The sequence below is a fragment of the Bacillus sp. CHD6a genome, assembly GCF_001293645.1.
Lineage (GTDB): Bacteria > Bacillota > Bacilli > Bacillales > Bacillaceae_I > Sutcliffiella_A.
This window is the reverse complement of record NZ_LBMD01000002.1, coordinates 270,632-293,607: the sequence shown is the minus strand read 5'-3', so window position 1 is coordinate 293,607 and position 22,976 is coordinate 270,632. Positions and strand designations below refer to the sequence as shown.

Here is a 22,976-nt window from a genome sequence, read left to right as displayed (position 1 = left end):
TTGGGGTGCGGCTTACTTCCGCATCCCCCTCGCATCCACCTTCCACTTATCCACAACGCAATCCCCATCCACAACCACATACTCATCAAACATATTAGCCACTGTACACGCATGATTTGGAATAATGCGCACTTTATCATTCAGTCGCAATTTGCAGCTACCTTCAAAGACCGCCACACCATGCTCCTCGGACAGCCTCTCAATCGTCAGTTCCGGATGGTCTACTACATAGCCATATCCCTTAACAGAGTCTAATCCATGTGCACCCTTATCCAGACACAATGTTTTACTACCTGTATCCAAAACCATTCTATCTTTATAAACACCCACGACAGAGGCCAAAACAGTTAACGCACATTCTGATCTGTCTGCTACACCAAGTCCTACTTGAATGCTATCAAAAAAGACGGCGTTGCCGGGCCGTACTTCTGTTATTCCATCAACTAATCCAGAGAGTCGATAAGTGGGGGTAGAACCGACACTTCTTACCACAATCGGAATACCTGCGTTTTCACATGCTTCGGCGCTTTTGACCACCGCATTTGCTTCCGCTAGTGCAATGCGCTCTAGCTCTTCCTGTCCATTTGCTCCATAGGAATGACCGGCATGGGTGAAGATACCGCCAATTCGAAGCCGTGATAATAAGATTATTGCTCTTGCAAGCTCTAAGGCTCCCTCTCCCGGCTCGACGCCACATCGGTTCAAACCAGAATTCACTTTTATCCAGACTTCTAACGTGTGATTCGTTTGTTCCAATGCTTTTTGAAGTATCTTAACCTGATCTAAATTATCCACGGTAACTTTCAAATCCACACCTTGATTCAAAAGAGCAATAATTCGTTCTATTTTTGCAGGGCTTGAAACCGGATAAGCGACCAAGATATCTTTAATTCCTGATGCGGCCATCACTTCTGCTTCTTGTACTTTTGCAGTGGTGATGCCAATTGCCCCATGCTCCATCTGTAGTCTGGCAATCTCGACGGATTTATGCGTTTTAATATGCGGTCGCAAACTTACATTTTTCATCCGAGCAAATTCGCCCATTTTACGGATATTTCCCATTAAAATCTCTTTTTCCAATAATAGGGTCGGTGTATCAAGTTCCTTCCATTCCTGCTCCATTTTCTCTCCCTCCAGACCTTCTTTTCCTCACTATACCACGCTATGAGGGCCATTGAAAATGTGGATGAAAGCACATTTGGAAATCAGACAATCCCATATGCATACATTGAAAGAAGTAATCTCGGCAAAGGGTGAGATGCATGGGAATAATCAATGGCAAACAGTATTTGGACCGAATCAACTCGCTTCAGGCAAATGTATGGCATAACGGAAAACAGGTCCAAGGTAATATTTCAGAGCACCCGGCTTTTTCAGGAGTCATGAAAAGTCAAGCTGCTTTGTTTGATATGCAACACGATGAAAAGTACAAAGACATTATGACATTTAAATCTGATTCAACCGGAAATCTGGTAGGAACTTCTTTTCTCCGGCCAACAACTAAAGAGGATCTGGAGAAAAGACGAAAGATGGTTCAGGTTTGGGCAAAATCAACCTTTGGAATGATGGGGCGTTCCCCCGACTACAAAAACTCTACCTTGATGGCTCTGGCCTCCTCTGCGGACCTACTCGAGGAACAAGGACCGCAATTTCCAAAGAACCTGAAAAACTTTTATGAGTACGCTAGAGAAAAGGATCTCTCTTTCACTCATACATTTATCTCCCCACAAGTAAACCGCTCATCTTTTCATTACGAGGATGAGGATAATATTGTAGCGGCACGGATGATTGATAAAACATCGGAAGGGATTATCATTAAGGGCGCGAGGTTGTTGGCTACACAAGGTGGGATCACAGATGAGATTATCATCTCGTCTTCTGGATTGAAAATGTTTGAAGAACCCTTCGCATATGCATTCAGTATTCCAAGTAACACAGAAGGACTGAAATTTATCTGTCGTGAATCCTTTTCTTATGACTCTTCTCGGTTCAACCATCCACTTGGGTCAAGGTTCGAGGAGATGGATGCTATTGTCGTACTAGATAATGTTTTGGTGCCGTGGGAACGGGTATTTGTATCGGAAAATATTGATGTCGCCAATAAACTGTATTCATTTAGTAATTTTAAACCGCTTGTCACCCACCAGGTCGTGTCAAGACAGGTGATGAAAGCTGAGTTTGTTTTAGGGATTGCACAACTTTTAGTCAACACCATTGCGATTGGCGAATATGGCCATGTAAAAGAAAAGATAAGCGAGATGATCATTGCAGTGGAAAATCATAAAGCATTGCTCCTTGCTTCAGAAATCAACGCTAAGCCAGATAAACATGGAACAATGATTCCGGACGTCACGCCTTTGTCCGTTGCGGTCGTGCAGTTTCCGAAAGTGTATCCAAGATTTATGGAAATTCTGCAGCTGCTTGGTGCTAGCGGACTGGTATCCATCCCGACAGAAGCTGACATGGAATCTCCAATACGCCCCGACATTGACCAATACCTTCAATCCGCCACAACTGATGCGAAAAGTCGCATCAAACTGTTCCGATTAGCTTGGGATGTCAGCATGAGTGCGTTCGGTTCCCGTCAAACCCTGTACGAACGCTTCTTCTTTGGGTGTCCAACCCGATTAGCCATGGGACTGTATCAAGAATACAACCGAAAAGAACTTGTAGACGATGTCGCGAGGGAGTTAGGGTTTTTAGAATGAGCTCATTTACTAGCTGACCAAGGGGAGCCGAAAATTTACGGCTGCCCTCTTTTTTTATTTTCTGAGTATTCTATAATTAAAGTACTAATAGACGAAAATAGAAAGGTTGTTCACACATGGCCGAAATTACTATTCCTTCAAAAAAGAAAACCCGTAAGAAAAGAAAAGTTTTGGTAACCTTGGGGACCATTGTCGGAACGCTTGGCACACTAGGTTTTATTTTCACTTTTTTCCCAATTAACAAACAAGCATCAAAACCTTTTTTTGAAAATGGTGGAGTCCCGTTAGTTATTGCCCATCAAGGCGGGGAACACCTAGCCCCTTCCAATACGATGATCGCATTTGAGCAGGCCGTCGAAATGGGGGTTGATGTTCTAGAAACAGATATACATATCACCAGAGACGGGCACCTAGTTGCAATCCATGACCCCACCGTCGATCGGACTACTAATGGGCAAGGAACGGTTGCAGAGCTGACCTTAGAGGAAATAAAACAGTTAGATGCAGGCTTTCATTTCGTAGATCTTGAAGGCAATAACAGTTATCGTGGAAAAGGAACTACCATCCCTACCGTGGAAGAGATGTTTCAAACCTTTCCTAACACCCGAATCGAGATCGAGATAAAAGACACCAACCCTCCTGAAAAATTTGAAGAGATTGCAAGGAAGCTATGGGAGCTGACCAAACAGTATAACAGAGAAGATACGTTGCTTGTCGCCTCCTTTGACCAGGAAATTTTGGAGACATTTAATCGTATAACAAAGGGGAAAGTGGCACTTGTTGGTGGCAGACAGGAAATCACTAGATTCGTCCTTCTTCACAAGCTATTTGTCCGCAACTTGTATAATCCAGACGTAGATGCCTTTCAAGTACCTTTACAAGAGAGTATCTTCGATTTAACAAATAAGAGGCTGATAGGCGATGCGCAACGGAGCGGCGTGCAGATGCACTACTGGACGATTGATGATAAGGAAACGATGCGCTACTTGCTTGAACGCGGGGCAGATGGGATCCTGACCAATCGCCCAGACCTACTGCTCGAGGTGAGGAAGGAAATGGGATACTGAGGATACGGGAGCTCTGATATGCTATAATAACTAGTAGTAAATATGAAAACGCGAGGCTCTACAAATGAATGGACAAAAACGGTCAGATATCTCTATCGGCCAAACAGTTAAAATTGTACTTAAACAAGACCAACGCACAGGCAAACTTACAAGCGGGATCGTCAAAGATATCCTGACCAAATCCCCCAACCACCCCCACGGCATCAAAGTCCGCCTCCAAGACGGACAAGTCGGCAGGGTCAAACAAATCGAAAAAGCGTAACCCTCCATTTAATGGCGGTTACGCTTTTTTGCTTTAATGCTTTAACAGTGTGAGGGTCAGACCCCTCTTTACCTCTTTACCTCTTTACCTCTTCACCACTTTAACGCACAGCGGGTCAGACCCCTTTATAATACCTCTTTATTCAAGCCCCTTCCCTTACCTCTTCAAGGAGTGTTCGTTTTCTTCGTTTTCCTTCAATCCATGCGAAGAGCATGGCGAGGAGCATGAAGGTGCTGGAGATTTGGAAGAGTGCGGCGGTTTGGACGAATTGGGCAAGGAGACCAAAAATGATTCCGCTTAGTCCAATTCCAAGGTCGATAGAGGAAAAGAACATGCCGTTTGCCACTCCTCGGCGATTTTCAGGTGTCATAGATAATGTCCATGATTGTAAAGTTGGAATCAAAGATCCGAACCCTACCCCAAATAACGCACCAGCTATTATAATTAACAAATTAGAGTGTGCAAAGGAAAGCACCCACATTCCAACAAATGATAGGAACATACACAATAGCACCAAGCCGCGAGGACCATGATTATCAAACCATTTACCTGCTATCGGACGAGATAGTGAAGCCATAATCGCATTAACAAGATAGAAAAGGAAAATCTGATCAATGCCACGTTCTTCTCCAAATATAACAATAAAAGTAACAATGGATCCGTACCCAAACGTCGCAATTAATGTTACAAACGCGGGATACCAGCTGCTCTTTTCCACAAGGGAACCAAAATAGGAAAACTTGAGGTCCTCCTTATTCGTCTTTTCCACTAGAGCAGGCGTTTGGTAATGAACCACAGCTAACAGCACAAGTGCAATCACACCAAGGATCGCACTTACCATAATCAAGTTGGAAAACTCTGTAACCTGATAAAGATAGATTCCCAGACTCGGGGCAATAATCATCCCAATCGTAATCGATAGTCCGTAATATCCCATTCCTTCCCCAAGACGGGAACGCGGAATAACATCTACCGCTGCGGTCCCGTTTACCGTTGTGGACCATCCCCATGCCAGACCATGAATCAAACGGAATAATAGAAATACCACCACTATTTGAGATAACGGATAGATAATTGTCACAGCAAGCAATGCAATTGCTCCAATCATCACAAGCGGTTTTCGTGCCCGGTACTCCAGCATATACCCGATAAATGGTCTGCTCAACACGGCACCAATGGAAAATAAGGCTGTCACCAATCCAATTTCAAAGCCTGTCGCACCCAGCGATTTTACATATGGAGGTAGCGTCGGAATCAGCATCTGAAACGACATGAATACAAACAAATTTCCTACCATCAACATGATGAACGATTTTGTCCATAACACTTCTTTATTCTGAATCGGTACCATTCTTACACTCTCCCATAATAAAAAGACGCGCCTGCGTAACAAATGCTAATAAATAGGAAAATGAATCTCCACATACGAAGATTCATTTCCAAAGAGAGGCTGCGTCTACTATATATTTCGTCTATCTAAATATTAACACAGAAGACTTTTAAAAGAAATGTAAAGAACTTCCTGAGTCCAGTGATTCCCTGCTTTTCTATTTCATAACTTTCTTTAACATCTTGATGCTTTTATCGGAATATGGAGGATAGAGAAAACTTAGGTTGAATTTCGTGCTTTTTTTCATCACACTTTTCTTATGGGAAAAAGTATCAAAGCTATCTTTCCCATGATAGGAACCAATGCCTGATGTACCCACTCCACCAAATGGCAAGTATGGATTGGTCAAATGCGTGACCGTGTCGTTCACACATCCTCCTCCAAAGGAAGTCCCTTCAATGACCTGTTCCTCTACTTCACTATTTTCAGTAAACACATACAATGCCAAGGGCTTTGGATAGTTACTAATCTGTCTCATGGCATCTTGCAGGTCATTGTATTCTAGAACCGGTAAAATAGGGCCAAATATCTCGTCCTTCATCACCATATCTTCCCACGTTACACCATCCATCACTGTCGGTTCCATATAAAGTTCTTCCCGATCGATTCGACCTCCAACGACCACTTTATCTTTATCAACCAAAGAAATCAGCCGGTCAAGTTGACGTTCATTCACGACACGTCCATAGTCCTTACTTCGCTGTGGGTTGTCTCCGTAGAATTCATGTATTGTTTTTTTTAATGCCTTTACAAGTTTCTCTCGTACATCCTTATGGACAAGGATATAGTCAGGTGCTACACAAGTTTGACCGGCATTCATAAATTTCCCCCAAGCAATCCGTTGCGCGGCGACCTCTATATTAGCATCTTTATGGACGATACAAGGGCTTTTGCCTCCAAGCTCCAGTGTAACTGGTACAAGTCGTTTGGCCGCAGCCTGCATCACGATTTTGCCAACCTGTACGCTTCCTGTGAAAAAGATATAATCAAACGGGGCATGAATAAGGGCGGATGTTTCCTCTTTCGCTCCCTCTACCACGCTGATATACTCTTTGTTAAAAAACTCTCCTATCATTTTTGACAGTACATTAGATACCGTTGGCGTGAATTCAGAAGGTTTAATTACAGCGCAGTTTCCCGCTGCAATTGCTCCAATTAGAGGCTCTAATACTAACTGAACAGGATAATTAAACGGCCCTACAATTAATACTGTCCCATATGGCTGAGAGTATATTAAGCTTTTGGAACCAGTATGAACTAGCGGGGTTTTGACCTTTTTCACTTTTGCCCAACTTTTTAAATTCTTCATAAAAAAGCCGATGCTGTCTAGGATATAGCCTACTTCAGAACCATATGCTTCAAATATCGATTTCCCTAGATCCTTTTTTAAAGCATCCATAAATTCCGCTTCATATTTCTGAACTGCCTTCTTTAACGTTGCCAGTTGCTCCAACCGAAACTCAATATCTTTCGTATCTCCTTTTTCAAAATAACTCCTATGATTGGCAAGTAATTTTTCAACCGTCTCGTTTATATTTGTTGTTGCTGTCGTCATACAAGATTCCTCCTGTTTTCGCATATTCAAATTATGTTATTTCTATTGTCTTACAAATAGAATGAAATAGACAAGTTTTTACCTGTTGTTACGTTCAAAAGTTTAAACATTTAATAATAAGTAGTCAAGTAAAATAGAAAAAGCACCCTAACCAGGTGCCTTTTCCTCAATCCTCATCCTTAATATCAATATCCTCTGGAATTGGTTCGCTTCTTACTTCCTCCATCAATTCTTTATATTTTTCCATCTGTTTCATGTGCGTAGTAAATTGTTCTTTGTTGATCATGTAATCGGCACCATCATATAATGCACGAATCTTCTTTTGTTGTATCAGGGTTTTCACATATGACTCGGAACAGGACAGATAGTCGGCTGTCTCTTTAACGGATAGGTACATGCTGACACTCCTTCTTTATTCATTAGGTGTTAAAGGTAATGTGATCAGGAAAGTCGTCCCTGTAGGCGATGTCTCATACACCTCTATACTCCCTTGATGGTTTTCAATAATACGCTGAACAATGGTCAACCCAAGTCCAGTGCCGGTTTCCTTGGAGGTATGAAACGGGTGAAAAAGGGATTTCCTCATTTCGTCTTTTATACCTGTCCCATTGTCCTTGAAAAATAGAAGATACTTACCATTTACTTTCTTAGAAAAAATGGTTATGACTCCTTTTCCTTTCATTGACTCTCTGCTATTTCGATAAAGGTTGTAGATAACCTGTTTCATCTGTTTCAGATCTACCATTATCTTCGTATCGTCGAGCATCACCTTCCACTCGGGTTCATTTTTAGAGATATCACGGTAGGAAGGTATCTGGTCAAAGATCGACTTGAAGGTAGTTTCTTGTAGTCTCGGTGCTCCTGGTCTTGCCATGAGCAACATGTCTTCAATAATAGCGTTGATTCTGTCAAATTCTTTTATTAGTAAAGGCACCTGATACTTTTCAAGTTCTTCTTTCGTAAAAGATTGTTTCATTAAAGAGAAGAAGCCGTGCAATACCGCTAATGGGTTTCGAATTTCGTGCGCTGCCCCTGCAGCAAGCTCCCCTAAGGCAGCAAGTTTTTCGGATTGATGCATCCGTTTCTCCAGTTCTTCTGTTTCTGTTATATCAATAAAATAAAAAATTCTTCCAATAATCTTATTTTCCTCGTCATTCAATACAGACTGCGATACAAGCAAGTGCAGGTCTTCCCCGCCTCTAGAATAGCCTACTTTAATATTTTGACAAATTCTCTTGGAAAGCATGATTTCCCAAAAAAATGAATTGAACACTGGTGGTTCTTTCATCATAAAGACGTCTTTGATTTCTTGTGCGTTCAGATTTAATAAGCGGGAAGCAGAAGTGTTCAATGAAAAGTTGGATTGCTTATCATCCGCTGTAATAATTCCAACAGGTAAGGAATTAAGAATTTGCTGCCGATAAGAGCGATCCCTGTTTATTTCTTCATTAAGGTCAAAGTATTCTTTAAATCCTTTCGTTACTAATAGAATGATTACAGTAAAAATAATCAGCCCAAGCACGGGTTCTGATTCAAACAACAATGATAATAAGAGTGCCGAAGCTAGCGAGATGGCATAATTAGAAACAGATTTTCGCAATGTGCTTCTTAGTTCTTTCATTAAATGCGGATGATTCATATAGAAAAAGAAAACGCCAATAATTAATATATTAATAAAGAAATAACTGATTAAGGCCGCCAAATAAGACAACAGGTTGGAGGCTTGAAAAAACCCTATGTTCCCACCTGTCCATAAAAAGATATAATGTGCTCCTATCATCATTAGAGCATACATGGCGAAGTTCATAAGATGCTTCCACCAGGCTACATCCCTCTTTAGTAATCCATACACTACTCCACTGGCAAGCAAAGTCCATAAGGAAAGATTCAAACCGAATACAAACAGAATCGCTAGAAAAATGGCAGAGTCCATACTGAGTGAATTTCCTTTTGGCGGTAGAGGAACGGTATTAATATTTACTAGCACCAGTGAAACGACCAGTAAAACGAACAAAGTAGGATTCGTTGTTAAAAAGGGAATGGGAGTTTGCAGATGTACGATAAAAAAGCCGAAGCCCAAAAGGATTACGACAAGTATGTTTATCGCCAATTTATGTGTTTGATAGAAAGTTTTCACCGATATCACTCTCGAATCTCTGAGTTGTCAAATTTATTAGCTTTCATTGTATTCCATATCTATGACCAAAGCAATATTTGACCAATTGCTACATGGTTCTTTCTCTTTTTTGACACGTACATGACCTATTTTACAAAAAGTTTAAATTTTTCAGAACAATCTGTTGTTTTTCCGCTTAAACGTGTTAAAATGTTTGAAATTGTAATTTTTCACTAACAGGAGGAGAGCAGCATGATCACATTTTTTGGTGCACTAATTTTTCTAGTTCTAGGTTATGTTTTTTATTCTAAATTCGTGGAACGTATTTTCGTTATCAATGATCAGACCCCTACTCCTGCCTATACAAAAAGGGATGATTTTGACTTTGTTCCTATGCCTTGGTGGAAAGGAAATCTGATTCAACTCTTAAATATCGCTGGATTAGGTCCTATCTACGGTGCCATCCTTGGGGCATTATATGGTCCCGTCGCCTTCATTTGGATTGTGGTAGGAAGCATCTTTGCCGGTGCGGTTCATGATTACTTTTCCGGTATGTTGTCCTTGCGCCATAACGGGGCACAATATCCGACCATTGTTGGAAAATATCTTGGCAATGTAGTGAAGTCATGTATTTATGTAGTTTCCCTTGTATTAATGGTACTTGTGGCGGCCGCTTTTACTGCAGGACCCGCCCAACTAATCGCTCAATTAACACCCATTAGTTTTATGATGGCTTTGCTTTTAATTTTCGGGTATTTTTTATTGGCTACTCTATTACCTGTCAATCGAGTAATCGGTAAAATATATCCATTACTTGGTGCTATTTTGCTTTTCATGGCAGTTGCCATTGCCGTTGCACTCTTATTCACGGATAAACAAATTCCAAACCTTACATTAGCAAACTTACATCCTCAGGAGTTACCAATTTGGCCGCTACTAATGGTCACCATCTCTTGCGGAGCCATTTCCGGTTTTCATTGTACACAAAGTCCGATCGTTGCTTGCACGATGAAGAAAGAATCACATGGTCGTAAAATTTTTTACGGAGCGATGATAACAGAGGGCGTGATTGCACTAGTATGGGCAGCTGCCGGGATGACATTCTTCAATGGAACAGGTGGTCTGCAAGAAGCACTTGCCATTGGTGGACCTTCTTATGTGGTAAATGAAATTTCTATTTCTTTACTAGGTACACTAGGTGGTATCCTTGCTATCCTTGGGGTTATCATCCTTCCCATTACAACAGGTGATACCGCGCTACGCTCTTCCCGTATGATTTTGACAGAAGTATTTGCTAAATTCTTCAACATGGAAAGTAAGGTAAAGGTTTTACTAGTAACCCTGATGCTTGCTGCACCGGCCCTTTACCTTGCGACCATTGACTATACATTCCTTTGGAGATATGTAGGTTGGACAAACCAGCTTGTTGCCACTGTGATGCTGTGGACAGCGGCTATGTATCTTGTAAAAGAAAATAAATTCCATTGGATTGCAAGCGTTCCGGCTGTATTCATGTCAGGAGTGGTCTGCACGTATATTTTCTACGCACCAGAAGGATTTGGAATGAGTTATAACAATTCGTTACTAATAGGTTCGGCTTTGACCTTGGTGATACTTGGCTGGTTTATAAGTCAAGTTTGGAAACATCGTAACATTAAGTCTAGCAGTGTAGAAAAACGTGTAGCATAATATTAAAACAGGCGACCTCTCTGGGCCGCCTGTTTTTTTCTTCTATTCCGCTCCAACCGAACTCTTCTCCCAGTTCAAGATTAAGTCAAAATATTGCAGTTTCTTACTTTCACGATCAAACCACAAATCTGACTCTTTCCAAGTCATCTGAAGGAACAGTTCTGCCTTTGCTAGTTCACGAGCATCACCAGAATTTGCGCCGTCCAGTGCTACCACACTTTCAAAAATCTTCACCATCAGGCTCGCAATCTTTTTCGAATAGACGGTTTGGATCTCTGGCGCACAACTGCTCATGAAATTGCATAGCTCCTGAAGTTTCACAAGTGCCTCCTCCACTGGCTCCTTCATAATATTGTCGATTGGAAGTGCCTCCAGCCTCCCTTTCATAGACTCTATGAAAATACGTTCTACTTTAAAACGCCCCATCAATCTGAGCACTTCCATCCCAAGGATATTTGCAGTCCCTTCCCATACAGTTAACACCTTTGCATCCCGTAGCAACCTCGGGGTAACAAAATCCTCAATAAAACCATTTCCCCCATGCATTTCAATGGCTTCATGGGAGAAGTGGACGGCCTGTTCTGCAGTTTCTTTTTTCAATAATGCAATTAGGAGTCGATTCAATGCAATCTCTTCTTCAGATACTTTTGCCCCAGCATGCCGCATAACCCGATCAAAAAGTGACACAAGCTCAAAACAAGCACTCGTTTCCACCTCCTGCTTTACCGCCATGTCGACCAAAGATTCTCGTATCATAGGAAAATTGATTAACTGATCACCAAATGTGACGCGGCTCTTTGCATATTTGCGTGCTTCCGTATATGCTCTCTGCATGATTCCAAGAGATGCAATCGCATTACAGACACGCGACAAGTTCAAAGCTTCCATCATATAATGGATGCCCTTGCTTGGTTCTCCAACAAGATACCCTTCGGCACCGTTAAAAAGAACTTCTGCTGAGGGAACTGCTCTGACACCAAGTTTATCCTTCAAACGACGAATCTCAATTCCGTTCAGCTTGCCGCTGCCATCTTCCCTTCTCCAGGGGACCGCAAAAAGACTGAGTCCCTTCGTTCCTTTAGGTGCCCCAGGTATTCTAGCCAACACCATCGCTACACCACACTGCCCGGCATTTGATGCAAAATATTTTTCACCAGTCAAAAGATACTTATTTGAGCTTGGCACCGCCTGCGTCTCATTCGCCCCGACATCGGAACCCCCTTGCCTTTCCGTCAAAAATGTCGCTCCTTCAAAAAGTTCTACTTCTCCCGTCGAAATGACATGCGGCAGGAATTTATTTTTTACGTGTTCATCAGCATAATGCTCAAGCAAGTAGGCAGTAGCCATGGTCAAAGTTACGGGACAGTAGAATCCCGGTTCTGTCTGAGAAAGCAGGTAGCCTTGAGCGTATGAGTATAGGTAGTCTCCTTTTTGGCCAAGCTCCGGGATTTCCTTATGCACATATCCGACAATCCCTCTATGGTAAGTTTCCTGTACCGTTTTTTTATACCCTTCATTCACCCACACCTCTGAAACGTCGTTGCCCATTCTATTATATTTTATGAGCCTCGGTTGCCCTTCCCGGTCTGTATGGATGGCACGCTCTTCTATTTCATTTGCACAACTCTCCCCAAACTCTGTGAGCTCTTTCTCTGCCCATTCGTAAAATGTGGGCTCCATATGCTTCTTGAGAACTTGTTGAAAATGCTTATCCTCTGTAAAAAAATTACCTGTCATAGTCATGCGTTCCTCCTCCTAACCTTTTTTGAAAATCTGTGAGCAGTTCATTCATTTCATCTTTCAATTCGTTGAGCTCTTGAATTCTTTCTTCAATTTCCGCTACTTTCTTTCCCCCGTATTCAATGGTTTTTTGAAGTTGCTTTGTACCAGTTCGGTCTTTATCAAACAACGTAACCATCTCTTTAATCTCGTCAAGCTGAAAACCATACCGCTTGCCCCTCGTTATCAGCTTCAAACGGGCATACTCTCTTTTAGAATAAACTCGCTGGTTTCCTTCAGAACGGGAAGGATTCAGTAGCCCCAACTCCTCATAATAGCGGACCGTCCTCGTGGAAATATGGAATTCTTTGGCTAGCTGCGAAATAGTGTACATGATGAAAGCATCCTTTTACTGAAAATTTAGATAGTTATAGTTATAGTTTACCATTGACGTTAACGTAAAGTTCAATGGGGGACATGAAAATTTTTTGTCATTATTAAGACCTGTGGAACCGGCTTGTTACGTTGGTGAAGTCTTTACCTACGCTATAAAGACTTCTCTTCCTGGATTTCCACGTTGCTCAGGTCTTTACCTACTTTATAAAGACCTCTCTTCCTAGATTTTCACGCTGCTCAGGTCTTCACCCGCTCTCTAAAGACCTCTCTTCCTCGATTTCCACGCCGCTCAGGTCTTTACCCGCTCTCTAAAGACCTCTCTTCCTCGATTTCCACTCTTTTCAGGTCTTTACCTACTCTATAAAGTCCTCTCACCTTAGATATCTCCGCCGCTTAGATCTTTAGAGACCTAATAAAAAACAAAAAAGACCTACCTCTATAAAAAAGGTAAGTCCTCTCAAACTCAATCCGTCTCTCGTCTATTCTTTCCCCGCACACGTACAAACCTGTATGCAAGATAAGCAAAATATAACGGAATGGCAATATAAATTAGATAAGGGTATTGTGCGTAAGTTCCTTTAAAAACGATAAACAAAGACGCACCCAAGAACAATGTAACAATCGTTCCATACTTCGGTAACGGGACATCCTTAAAGCTCGGGATTTTTATTTTACTAACCATCAAGAAACAGAACGCTGTAAAAATAACAGTTGTTACGATCTGTGGAATAAAATCTCCGAAAAGAGTCAGCAATGCCAGGATACCTCCAGCTGCTGTGATTGGCACTCCTGTGAAATATTTTCCGGAGGATTTACTTGTACTGATATTAAATCGAGCCAGTCTGTATGCACCAAACAGTGGAAATAAACCTGCAATGGCCATCCCCAACATGCCGAACTGATAAAAGTAAGTGTAATACACTAAAAACGAAGGTGCTACACCAAATGTAACGACGTCCGCTAAGGAGTCTAGTTCTTTCCCCAGCTCTCCATCTGCATTTAACATTCTCGCCAGGCGACCGTCCATGCTATCAAGCATCATTCCAATTAGGATCAAGATAGCAGCGTTACTATATTCTCCGCTTGCGGCAAAGCCGATCGATAAGAAACCGCAAAATAAATTCCCCAGCGTGAACATATTGGGGATGCTTTTTATAAGTCGCGTCCGCATTCGCATAAATAATCATCACTCCGTAGTTAATAAGTCAAAGTAATATGTAAAGGGCAATACCCCTATAGAAAATAAAAAAACCTAAACAAAGGAACATGCTTAGGCTCACCTTTCTTTAATTATACCATTCCAGTTGTGGACGAGTAAAAATTATTTTGTGGAAGTGTTCGCTTCTACCTCACCAATTTCATTCTCAACCAAAGAAATCTGTAACTATTGAGATTTGTTTAAACTAACCAGTTGCATTCCTAAGAAGAAAGTGGCACCCTTAATAGATCAGGAAATTTTTCGGAAACGTGAAGGTGATGACCATGATCGAAGTAAAAAGCTCTCCAGTCAGTGATGGGGAATTCAATAGAGGTGTATTTGCAACGGAAGATATCAAAGAAGGTACACTGTTTCATTCCGCACCGGTAATATCCTATCCAAATGAACAGCACGAACATATCGAAAAGACATTATTAGCGGACTATGCGTTTGAATATGGCATTAACCACTCTGCCATCTTGCTAGGCTATGGCATGCTTTTCAACCATTCATATGAACCAAATGCAAGGTATGAAATTAATTTTGATGAACATGTCTTTGATTTTTTCGCTTATAAGGACATTAAAGCAGGTGAAGAGATCCTCATTAACTATAATGGTGATGTGGATGAGATGGACCCACTTTGGTTTAATATGGATGAAAACGAGAAAGAAGAATAGGAAAATGGTGTCCCAACTATCAGGGACACCATTTTTATTTGTGTAATTTGTTATGGATGCACTCTATCTAACTCTATTCGACAGCCTTCTTCATTGGAGCGACGGGCTGCATCATTTATTAAGGTAAGCAAGTATGCGTCTTGATGGCTGATGTCGGATTTTTTTCCTGATAAGATTTCCGTGACCCATTGCACCATTGCAGATGGAGCGGTCTCAGGCAGTTCTTCTTCAGATGGAGTATGCCAGCCTTCTTCAAGCTTTATACTTTTAATTCGAATGGTATCGTCTTCTATCATTAAGGTCCCTTCTGTTCCATAGACTTCCAATTGGAATGGGCTACCAGAAGAGACAAACCCAGTTTCTAAGATCCCCAGTGCACCAGATTCATATTCTACCATGGCGACAGCATTATCATCTACTTCATAACCAAACGTTTGGTTAAACCTAGCTGTTACTGCTTTAGCTTGTCCGCCTAATCGGTTTGTTAAATAAATAGGATGGGCACCAAGATCAATAAAGGCACCGCCGCCGCAGAGTTCCTTATCATAAAAATGCTGTGGCAGCCAACCAGTAGGATGTTGCTCTGTCGGTACAGAACCATTGTGAGCGACTCTGCATCGAATGGTAGTTAGTCTTCCAAGTAACCCCTCGTCCACTACCTTTTGTGCGTAGAGATAATAGCTTGCTGTTAGTCTCGGAAGGGAAATCATCAATTTGACCCCGTGTTGCTCTATCTCTTCTAGGATTGACCTTGCATCTGCTTCTTTTTCCGAGAGCACTTTTTCCGTAAAAACATGCTTGCCGTGCTGCGCGGCTTTTGTGATGATTTCCGTGTGCATGTTGGTGGGAGAGGCAACAATGACCGCATCAATGTCCGGATTGGTGAAAATATTATCTAGATCTCCTTCAAAAATAAGATCAAGCTCCTTTGCCCAAGCTTGGCCTCTCTCTTTTTGCTCATCCCATACGTGTGTAAGGGTAATGTGTTCGTTTTGAATCGCTTCTTCTGCATATTCTTGTGCATGAACATGCCATTTACTAAGTAGCGCTGTTTTAATCATAAGTGGTGCCTCCTTTAATTTGACTATTCTAGCATTATGTAAAACGAAAAAAGACAGAGTCCTCCCTGCCTTTTCTATAAAACGGCAACATTACAACTTTACTTTGATGTTAAGATCTTCTCCGACCTTCTCATTGTTCTCATTGAGTGGTGCTTTCATCTGAATTTCCACCCATTCCACATCTTCTGCTTTTGTTTCTTCCAATAAGAAGAAGATAGCTCCTTGCTTCTTTTCACCGCCAGCAAATTTTTCATTCAATTCTGCAGTATCCTCACTCTTGGTTGTCAGCCTGGAATCAGGTGCAGCAACTTCTTCCCCTGTATTGGTTACGATGCTAGCTTGATATGCTTCAAAATTAAGAGAGTTAGACGTTTTATTTTCGATTTCTAAATCGAATTGAATATATTCAATTTCTTCTTGCCCCATATATTCTTTGAATCCTCCGGCAAGCTTGCCACTCATGACAGATACTTTGTCCACATTAATGGTGAAAGAGTCTGTTTCAATTGGTTTTAGCTGGTTGTTTCGCGCGTGGTACGTAAAACTTCCACCTTCTGTTTCAGCTGTTTCACCAATTGGAATTAAACTCTCTTCATCTTCTCTTTCCTCCGTTTCTTCAGCAAACCCTTCTTCATTTGTTTTCTTATCATCTGAGGTGCAAGCTGCAAGCACCACAACTAATAGCCCTATTAAAAATAAGGACAGAACTTTCTTCATTATGTTTCCCCCTCATGTGACTGAATCTCTTTTTTGTGTATATGGATGATTATACTGCATGTTTTCGTAGAATTGCTAGTATTCCGACAATATTCTTCACGAGTGATACTTCCATTTTCAGGAACACACATGAAAGAGGACCTATCATAGTGATAAGCCCTCTTCATACTATTACCCTTCCAACAATAAGTCTTCTGGATCTTCTAGCAATTGTTTCACACGTACTAAGAACTGTACAGCATCTTTTCCATCAACAATACGGTGATCGTAAGAAAGAGCGATATACATCATCGGTCTTACTTCCACTGTATCGTTGTCATCTACAACGACAGGACGGCGTTGGATCGTGTGCATTCCAAGAATACCTACCTGTGGAGTGTTTAGGATTGGAGTGGAGTAAAGAGAACCGAAGATTCCACCGTTAGTAATCGTGAACGTACCACCCTGAAGATCTTTTAATCCTAAGGAGTTGTCACGAGCTTTTTTACCAAGGTCACCGATTTCCTTTTCAATACCAGCGAAGCTTAGTTTGTCAGCGTCGCGTAAAACAGGTACTACTAGGCCTTCTTCTGTGGATACAGCTACACCTATGTCATAAAATTTCTTTAAAAGAATTTCGTCGCCTTGAATTTCCGCATTTAACAATGGGAAAGATTTAAGCGCACCGATCACTGCTTTTGTAAAGAAAGACATGAAGCCAAGTTTGACGCCATTCTTTTTGAAGAAAGCATCTTTACGACGGTTACGGACGTCCATTACTGCCGTCATATCAACCTCGTTGAATGTCGTTAACATTGCTGCTGTGTGCTGTGCTTCAACTAGGCGCTTAGCGATAGTTTGACGTCTTCTGCTCATTTTGATGCGTTCTACGCGCGCGTCGTCTTGAACCGGTGCTGCTGCAGCTGGTTTAGATGGTGCAGCTGCCGGCTTGGATGGAGCTTCAGCCTTTGGTGCATTTTTAGCTTGGTTGTGAGCTTCCACATCTTCTACCCGAACGCGTCCCATTGGATCGCGGAAGGATACTTCATCAAGATCAATGCCAAGTTCTCTTGCTTTTTTACGGGCTGCCGGAGAAGCAACTGTTCTGGACTTGCCAGTTCTCTTTTCCTCTGCGGCAGGTGTTGCTTCCTTAGCAGGCTCAGCTTTAGGAGCCTCTTCTGCTTTCGGTGCTTCTTCTTTTGGTGCTGCTTCAGTTGCAGCACTTGCGCCTTCTTCTCCAAGCTTCGCAATGACTTGTCCTACTACAACATTGTCACCAGGTTCTGCTAAAAGTTCTTGGATTACCCCACTGAAGTCACTTTTTATTTCTACGTTTACTTTATCTGTTTCAAGCTCAGCAATTGTTTCTCCCTTTTCAATTGCGTCTCCTGTTTTTACTGTCCATTCTGCTATTGTACCTTCTGTAATTGATTCTGCTAGTTCTGGCACTTTAATTTCGATCATTTGTTTTCCCCTCCGAGCCCTTTGTGTACGTTCACTGTATCTTCAACAATCCATGTTTGTTCTTGTTTATGAATGTGTGGCTCACCTGTTGCCGGACTCGAGCGCTTTGGACGCCCAATGTAATCCACAGAGATACCGATATTTGCAATTTCATGAAGGTTTGCTTTTACAACAGGCCATGCTCCCATGTTCTTTGGCTCTTCTTGAACCCATACAATCTCTTCTAGGTTAGGAAATTGTGCAGCAAGCTCTTCCACTTCCTTATGAGGGAATGGGTATAGTTGCTCCACACGTGCGATATGAAGGGCTTCCACTTCTTCGCTGCCCATTTCATCGACTTTGGAAGCAAGGTCAATCGCCACTTTTCCTGTACATAATGCAAGTCGTTTTACTTTATCTTTGTGTTCACCTGTACGCTTTTCTTCCACTAAGAGCTTGAAGCTGCCTTCAGTCAATTCGGACACATCTGATACTGTCATCGCGTTACGCAGTAAGCTCTTCGGTGTCATAACGATAAGTGGTCTAGCATCTTCTTTCGTCGTCAGTTTCGCCTGTCTTCTTAAAAGATGGAAGTACTGTGCAGCACTTGTCACATTAGCGACAATCCAGTTGTTCTCTGCAGCAGAGTTCAAGAAACGCTCCACGCGTCCGCTGGAATGCTCCGGTCCTTGTCCTTCATAACCGTGTGGCAGAAGCATAACTAGACTGGATTTCTGGCCCCACTTCGCTCTTCCGGATGCGATGAATTGGTCAATGATCACTTGCGCTACGTTAACGAAATCACCGAATTGCGCTTCCCAAATCACTAAGGACTCAGGCGACTGAACACTATATCCGTAATCAAAACCAAGAACTGCCGTCTCAGATAACGGACTGTTGTATAGAGATAGAGAAGCTTTTGCTTCTGGAAGCTCATGCAACGGAATGAATCGCTCTCCCGTTTTATTATCGTGTAAGACAAGGTGACGATGTGAGAACGTTCCGCGCTCACTATCTTGCCCCGTTAAACGGATTGGCGTGCCGTCCGCAAGAATGGATGCAAAAGCAAGTGTCTCCCCTAAGGACCAGTCTACTTTGTTATCATTAGCAAGTAGACTTTCACGCTTTTTCAAAATACGACCAAGCTTTGGATAAACAGTAAAAGTTTCAGGGAACTTCACCAAGTTGCTATTAATGGATTTTAACAAGTCTTCCGGCACTGCCGTTTCCAGCTCAGGAACTTGGTCACTGATCGGTTTTGGAACTTGCTTAATTTTCACATTGCCCTCATCTTCTTTGCGAAGTTCATCGAAAATCCCTTGCAACTGCTGCATGAAATCTGACTTCTTGCCTGTAACTTCCTCTTCCGTCAGGATGCCTCTGTTAACAAGCTCTTTTCCATACATCTCAGCAATTACCGGATGGTTATTAATTTTTTCATATAAAAGTGGTTGTGTTACATTGGCATCATCCATTTCGTTGTGTCCGAAACGTCGGTAACCAATAAGATCAATCACGATATCTTTTTTGAATTTCTTCCGGTATTCGTAAGCAAATACCATCACTGCCAGACAGCTTTCCGGATCGTCTGCATTCACATGGATAACCGGGATCTCATACCCTTTTGCAAGATCGCTTGCATACTTTGTAGATCGGGAATCGCCGAAGTTAGTAGTGAATCCTAACAGGTTATTTGCAATGATATGGATTGTTCCACCTGTTGCGTATCCTTTTAGCTTTGTCAGGTTTAACGTTTCTGCAACGACACCTTCACCAGGGAACGCAGCATCTCCATGTACAAGAACACTGAAGGAGGATTGCTTGTTCTGTTTTGGGTATCCTTTTTCTGAACGGTCTTCCTGGGAAGCACGAGCCACCCCTTGAACGACAGGATTCACAAATTCCAAGTGACTTGGGTTGTGAGCAAGATTGATGCGCACTACTTGTTCCTTTTCACCTGTCACGTGACGGTCTGCACCCATATGGTACTTTACATCACCAGACCAACCAAAGTTGATTCCGCGGGAACCTTCAGAAGGAACCAGCTCCTTGTTTGGTGAGTGGTGGAATTCAGAGAAAATCAGCTCGTACGGCTTGCCAAGAACGTGCGCAAGTACATTCAAGCGTCCACGGTGCGCCATCCCGATACTGATATTTTTCGTTCCATCTTCACAGCCCGACTGTATCAGTTTGTCAAACATCGGTACAAGCATGTCCAACCCTTCAATTGAGAAACGCTTTTGGCCAACGAAAGTTTTATGTAAAAACTTTTCGAAGCCATCAACCGATATCAACCTTTCAAGAAGTTCCACTCGCTGTTCTTTAGTGAACGGGCGCTCAATTCTCGTATTCTCAATATAGGAGTTCAGCCATGTTTGCTCTTCTTCATCATGAATATGACCGAATTCATACGCAATCGTCCCTGTATAAATGCGCTTTAGGTGCTCGTATGCTTCCCACGCATTTGAAATTGCCTCAGGTGCAGCTTCCCATACAAGATCAATCGGAATTTGCACAAGATCCTCTTTACTTAAACCGTATGACTCCACGTCAAGGAAACCAACATCATCTTGAGGCTCCTTGTGTAATGGATTAATGTTTGCAGCAAGGTGCCCAAGCTCACGAATATTACGCAAAAGCTTGTTCGCAGAAATTACTTTTTTAATGGCCGTCTGAGGTACAACTTGAGGGTTACTTGCCTCACTAGCGGACTTATCATTTGAATTGGAAATGGAATCCATTCCAGGCGGTTCGCCCAGTTCTTCAAAAAGCGCACGAATAGATCCGTCTACTGATTCCGGATCTTGTTGGTACTTCTCATACATGTCATACACATAACCCATATTTGGTCCATAAAAGCGCTCCCAAATTTGTTCAACTTCGACCTTACTCATTATTATATGCCCCCATCTTAGGCTGTGACGTTTTTAAAATGCCTTTGAACTAGTTACTATATAAAGGTTCAGGTACTTTATTAAATCATCTATTAATCTCATACCCTTGCCTATTTCTTTCACACCTAAATTATACAGAAAAAACTTTCTATTTACCATAAAAACGTTTTCATATTTTGGACAAATTTTCTTTAATATTGGAAATAAAGGTTTTTTCAGAATATTATAAATAAATTTACGTCTGTTTGAGGTTCGGCTGAATATGAAAATATTATAGCGGGTGAGCTAGGGTTGTGGGCTCATTAACGCTTTAGGTGATGTTGGTAGAGGCCTATACACTTAAAAGACCTGCCTGAAAACAAGGCAGGTCTCAAACTTATTAACTTACTTTTTTAATTTCCTTATTTCTACTTTTTTCAAGCTTCCACTCTTTGTTTAGCTCCTTAAACAACCCATAACACATAACTAAAACGATAAATGTTAAAGGCAGGGCACTAACAATGATGGCAGTTTGTAAACCAGCTAGTCCTCCTGAGGCCATCAACACTAACGTTGATGCGACTAGAATGATTCCCCAAACAACTTTAATCTTATTTGGAGGGTTAAGTTTCCCGCCAGTTGTCTGCATACCCAACACAAAGGTTGCGGAATCAGCAGAAGTGACGAAGAAGGTGGTGATTAATGCTACCGTTAATACAGATAAGAGCGCTCCAAAAGGCAATTGTTCAAAAACATAGAATAATGCTGTTTCTAGACTTTGATCAGAGACATTCAGACCTTGTACAAATTCTAAATGGATCCCTGTTCCACCAAAAACAGTAAACCAAAGTGCACAAACCAAACTTGGTACAAGGAGAACGGCTATAGTAAACTCCCTGATGGTTCTTCCCTTGGAGACACGTGCAATGAACATCCCGACAAATGGTGTCCAAGATATCCACCAAGCCCAATAAAATACAGTCCAGCCTTGTGTCCACGCAGCTTCAGTGGCATCAAAAGGTGATAGGCGCAATCCCATCAATGCTACATTCTGAACGTAGCTTCCTAACGTAGTAGTAAACATGTTTAATAAGAAAAGAGTTGGTCCAAGAATCAGCATTGCTAAAAACAACACAACCGCAAGTGACATGTTGATATTGCTCAAATACTTGATTCCCTTTGAAATACCTGTAGTTGCTGAAACAATGAAAAGTACGGTAATTATAGCCATAATGATGAATTGCACCATAAAGTTATTCGGAATGCCGACTAAATATTCCAGCCCGGCATTTATCTGTTGCGAACCTAGTCCAAGTGATGCTGCTACCCCGAACAATGTAGCAAATACAGCCACCACATCAATTGTTTTCCCAATAGGTCCTTTCACCTTTTCACCAAGTACAGGGCGAAGTGTTGCACTCATTAATCCAGGTGCATTATTTTTGAATTTCTGATAAGCAAGCGCCATCGCCACGATTGCGTAAATAGCCCAAGCATGAAGCCCCCAATGCAACCACGTATATCTCATTCCTAAGATTGCAGACTGTTCTGTGCTTCCTTCCCCAAGTGGCGGTGAAGCAAAGTGAGAGATCGGCTCTGAAACGCCATAGAAGAGCAAGCCTATTCCCATTCCGGCAGAGAACAGCATCGCAAACCATGTCGGACGATTATATTCAGGCTTATCATCTTTTTTTCCTAATTTAATTTTTCCATATTTACTGAAGATCATAAATGCGGCAAATAAGAGGAAGAATGTGGCAACTAATTGATAAAACCAACCAAACGTTTCCAAAACAAAAGCTTGTGCAATTCCCATCGCATCTCCAAGCTGATCTGGAATTAAAACACCTATTAATACAAATAATGCGGCAATTCCAACCGAAATTTTAAAAACTGACCTGTCCATAAGCATCAACATCCCTTTTTTTATTATTTTATTCTATTCCCTACAATGCCTATTAATTAAACCACATTACTGATAGATTGGAAAAAGGAAGGAGGAATGATAATTGATTATATTCGACAGTATATACCTTCGAGGCCCACTTATCTTTAAAAAGGGAAGGATTGCGACCGAATGGTAAACAATGCTTCTATTTTCGAACTTTTCTATGGAATACGAA

At 41.8% G+C, this 22,976-nt stretch carries 18 protein-coding genes; 5 read left to right on the top strand and 13 right to left on the bottom strand.

Annotated features, from left to right (window positions below):
* Positions 1-12: 12 nt before the first annotated feature.
* Positions 13-1,122, bottom strand: a complete 1,110-nt coding sequence (locus AAV98_RS04155; RefSeq protein WP_060664287.1) for an alanine racemase — start codon at positions 1,120-1,122, stop codon at positions 13-15.
* A gap of 140 nt (positions 1,123-1,262) precedes the next feature.
* On the opposite strand from AAV98_RS04155, the gene hpaB reads away from it, so the two are divergent.
* The 3 genes from hpaB to AAV98_RS04140 all read left to right on the top strand — a co-directional run bounded on the left by hpaB (position 1,263) and on the right by AAV98_RS04140 (position 4,037).
* Positions 1,263-2,708, top strand: coding sequence for a 4-hydroxyphenylacetate 3-monooxygenase, oxygenase component (gene hpaB / locus AAV98_RS04150; RefSeq protein ID WP_060664286.1), 1,446 nt, complete (start codon positions 1,263-1,265; stop codon positions 2,706-2,708).
* Positions 2,709-2,824: 116 nt separating this feature from the next.
* Positions 2,825-3,775 (top strand): glycerophosphodiester phosphodiesterase, encoded by a 951-nt coding sequence (locus tag AAV98_RS04145; protein WP_060664285.1) that lies wholly within the window; start codon positions 2,825-2,827, stop codon positions 3,773-3,775.
* A gap of 64 nt (positions 3,776-3,839) precedes the next feature.
* Entirely contained in the window at positions 3,840-4,037 is a 198-nt protein-coding gene (locus tag AAV98_RS04140) for a YwbE family protein (RefSeq protein WP_060664284.1), read from the top strand.
* Between the two features lie 142 nt (positions 4,038-4,179).
* Here AAV98_RS04140 and AAV98_RS04135 read toward each other — a convergent pair whose 3' ends face one another.
* From AAV98_RS04135 to AAV98_RS04120, 4 genes are all read right to left on the bottom strand, one after another.
* On the bottom strand, positions 4,180-5,388 hold the full coding sequence (locus AAV98_RS04135) for an MFS transporter (RefSeq protein WP_060664283.1): 1,209 nt from the start codon (positions 5,386-5,388) through the stop codon (positions 4,180-4,182).
* Between the two features lie 196 nt (positions 5,389-5,584).
* Positions 5,585-6,982 carry an aldehyde dehydrogenase gene (locus tag AAV98_RS04130; RefSeq protein WP_082380759.1) on the bottom strand — a complete coding sequence of 466 codons (1,398 nt, stop codon included), beginning with the start codon at positions 6,980-6,982 and terminating at the stop codon, positions 5,585-5,587.
* A gap of 166 nt (positions 6,983-7,148) precedes the next feature.
* Complete coding sequence (locus AAV98_RS04125) at positions 7,149-7,379, bottom strand: excisionase family DNA-binding protein (protein WP_060664282.1); 231 nt, start codon at positions 7,377-7,379, stop codon at positions 7,149-7,151.
* A 15-nt stretch (positions 7,380-7,394) separates the two neighbouring features.
* Positions 7,395-9,119: a two-component system sensor histidine kinase NtrB gene (locus AAV98_RS04120; RefSeq protein ID WP_060664281.1), complete on the bottom strand. Its 1,725-nt coding sequence runs from the start codon at positions 9,117-9,119 to the stop codon at positions 7,395-7,397.
* Positions 9,120-9,350: 231 nt separating this feature from the next.
* Here AAV98_RS04120 and AAV98_RS04115 point away from each other — a divergent pair, with 231 nt between their 5' ends.
* Entirely contained in the window at positions 9,351-10,787 is a 1,437-nt protein-coding gene (locus AAV98_RS04115; protein ID WP_060664280.1) for a carbon starvation CstA family protein, read from the top strand.
* 42 nt (positions 10,788-10,829) lie between these two features.
* Here AAV98_RS04115 and AAV98_RS04110 read toward each other — a convergent pair whose 3' ends face one another.
* The 3 genes from AAV98_RS04110 to pssA form a co-directional block, all read right to left on the bottom strand.
* Positions 10,830-12,530 carry an acyl-CoA dehydrogenase family protein gene (locus tag AAV98_RS04110; protein WP_060664279.1) on the bottom strand — a complete coding sequence of 567 codons (1,701 nt, stop codon included), beginning with the start codon at positions 12,528-12,530 and terminating at the stop codon, positions 10,830-10,832.
* Positions 12,514-12,900 (bottom strand): MerR family transcriptional regulator, encoded by a 387-nt coding sequence (locus AAV98_RS04105; protein ID WP_060664278.1) that lies wholly within the window; start codon positions 12,898-12,900, stop codon positions 12,514-12,516. Before AAV98_RS04105 ends, AAV98_RS04110 begins: the two co-directional genes overlap by 17 nt.
* A 465-nt stretch (positions 12,901-13,365) precedes the next feature.
* Complete coding sequence (pssA, locus tag AAV98_RS04100; RefSeq protein ID WP_082380758.1) at positions 13,366-14,079, bottom strand: CDP-diacylglycerol--serine O-phosphatidyltransferase; 714 nt, start codon at positions 14,077-14,079, stop codon at positions 13,366-13,368.
* Between the two features lie 305 nt (positions 14,080-14,384).
* On the opposite strand from pssA, the gene AAV98_RS04095 reads away from it, so the two are divergent.
* Complete coding sequence (locus AAV98_RS04095) at positions 14,385-14,780, top strand: SET domain-containing protein (protein ID WP_060664277.1); 396 nt, start codon at positions 14,385-14,387, stop codon at positions 14,778-14,780.
* A 50-nt stretch (positions 14,781-14,830) separates the two neighbouring features.
* Here the strand turns inward: AAV98_RS04095 and AAV98_RS04090 are convergent, their stop codons facing one another.
* The 5 genes from AAV98_RS04090 to AAV98_RS04070 form a co-directional block, all read right to left on the bottom strand.
* Positions 14,831-15,841 (bottom strand): Gfo/Idh/MocA family protein, encoded by a 1,011-nt coding sequence (locus AAV98_RS04090; protein ID WP_060664276.1) that lies wholly within the window; start codon positions 15,839-15,841, stop codon positions 14,831-14,833.
* Positions 15,842-15,931: 90 nt separating this feature from the next.
* Positions 15,932-16,558: a hypothetical protein gene (locus tag AAV98_RS04085; RefSeq protein WP_060664275.1), complete on the bottom strand. Its 627-nt coding sequence runs from the start codon at positions 16,556-16,558 to the stop codon at positions 15,932-15,934.
* Positions 16,559-16,729: 171 nt separating this feature from the next.
* Complete coding sequence (gene odhB / locus AAV98_RS04080) at positions 16,730-18,001, bottom strand: 2-oxoglutarate dehydrogenase complex dihydrolipoyllysine-residue succinyltransferase (protein ID WP_060664274.1); 1,272 nt, start codon at positions 17,999-18,001, stop codon at positions 16,730-16,732.
* Positions 17,998-20,874, bottom strand: coding sequence for a 2-oxoglutarate dehydrogenase E1 component (locus AAV98_RS04075; protein WP_060664273.1), 2,877 nt, complete (start codon positions 20,872-20,874; stop codon positions 17,998-18,000). Before AAV98_RS04075 ends, odhB begins: the two co-directional genes overlap by 4 nt.
* Positions 20,875-21,253: 379 nt before the next feature.
* On the bottom strand, positions 21,254-22,759 hold the full coding sequence (locus tag AAV98_RS04070) for a glycine betaine uptake BCCT transporter (protein ID WP_082380767.1): 1,506 nt from the start codon (positions 22,757-22,759) through the stop codon (positions 21,254-21,256).
* Positions 22,760-22,976: the final 217 nt, after the last annotated feature.

Excerpts from the sequence above, each read along its gene's own strand:
- hpaB (WP_060664286.1), top strand. The coding sequence starts at position 1,263 with ATGGGAATAATCAATGGCAAACAGTATTTGGACCGAATCAACTCGCTT.
- AAV98_RS04115 (WP_060664280.1), top strand. The coding sequence starts at position 9,351 with ATGATCACATTTTTTGGTGCACTAATTTTTCTAGTTCTAGGTTATGTT.
- pssA (WP_082380758.1), bottom strand. The coding sequence starts at position 14,079 with ATGCGAATGCGGACGCGACTTATAAAAAGCATCCCCAATATGTTCACG.
- AAV98_RS04070 (WP_082380767.1), bottom strand. The coding sequence starts at position 22,759 with ATGGACAGGTCAGTTTTTAAAATTTCGGTTGGAATTGCCGCATTATTT.
- AAV98_RS04105 (WP_060664278.1), bottom strand. The coding sequence starts at position 12,900 with ATGTACACTATTTCGCAGCTAGCCAAAGAATTCCATATTTCCACGAGG.
- AAV98_RS04145 (WP_060664285.1), top strand. The coding sequence starts at position 2,825 with ATGGCCGAAATTACTATTCCTTCAAAAAAGAAAACCCGTAAGAAAAGA.
- odhB (WP_060664274.1), bottom strand. The coding sequence starts at position 18,001 with ATGATCGAAATTAAAGTGCCAGAACTAGCAGAATCAATTACAGAAGGT.
- AAV98_RS04135 (WP_060664283.1), bottom strand. The coding sequence starts at position 5,388 with ATGGTACCGATTCAGAATAAAGAAGTGTTATGGACAAAATCGTTCATC.
- AAV98_RS04110 (WP_060664279.1), bottom strand. The coding sequence starts at position 12,530 with ATGACTATGACAGGTAATTTTTTTACAGAGGATAAGCATTTTCAACAA.
- AAV98_RS04095 (WP_060664277.1), top strand. The coding sequence starts at position 14,385 with ATGATCGAAGTAAAAAGCTCTCCAGTCAGTGATGGGGAATTCAATAGA.
- AAV98_RS04140 (WP_060664284.1), top strand. The coding sequence starts at position 3,840 with ATGAATGGACAAAAACGGTCAGATATCTCTATCGGCCAAACAGTTAAA.
- AAV98_RS04130 (WP_082380759.1), bottom strand. The coding sequence starts at position 6,982 with ATGACGACAGCAACAACAAATATAAACGAGACGGTTGAAAAATTACTT.
- AAV98_RS04125 (WP_060664282.1), bottom strand. The coding sequence starts at position 7,379 with ATGTACCTATCCGTTAAAGAGACAGCCGACTATCTGTCCTGTTCCGAG.
- AAV98_RS04085 (WP_060664275.1), bottom strand. The coding sequence starts at position 16,558 with ATGAAGAAAGTTCTGTCCTTATTTTTAATAGGGCTATTAGTTGTGGTG.
- AAV98_RS04090 (WP_060664276.1), bottom strand. The coding sequence starts at position 15,841 with ATGATTAAAACAGCGCTACTTAGTAAATGGCATGTTCATGCACAAGAA.
- AAV98_RS04155 (WP_060664287.1), bottom strand. The coding sequence starts at position 1,122 with ATGGAGCAGGAATGGAAGGAACTTGATACACCGACCCTATTATTGGAA.
- AAV98_RS04075 (WP_060664273.1), bottom strand. The coding sequence starts at position 20,874 with ATGAGTAAGGTCGAAGTTGAACAAATTTGGGAGCGCTTTTATGGACCA.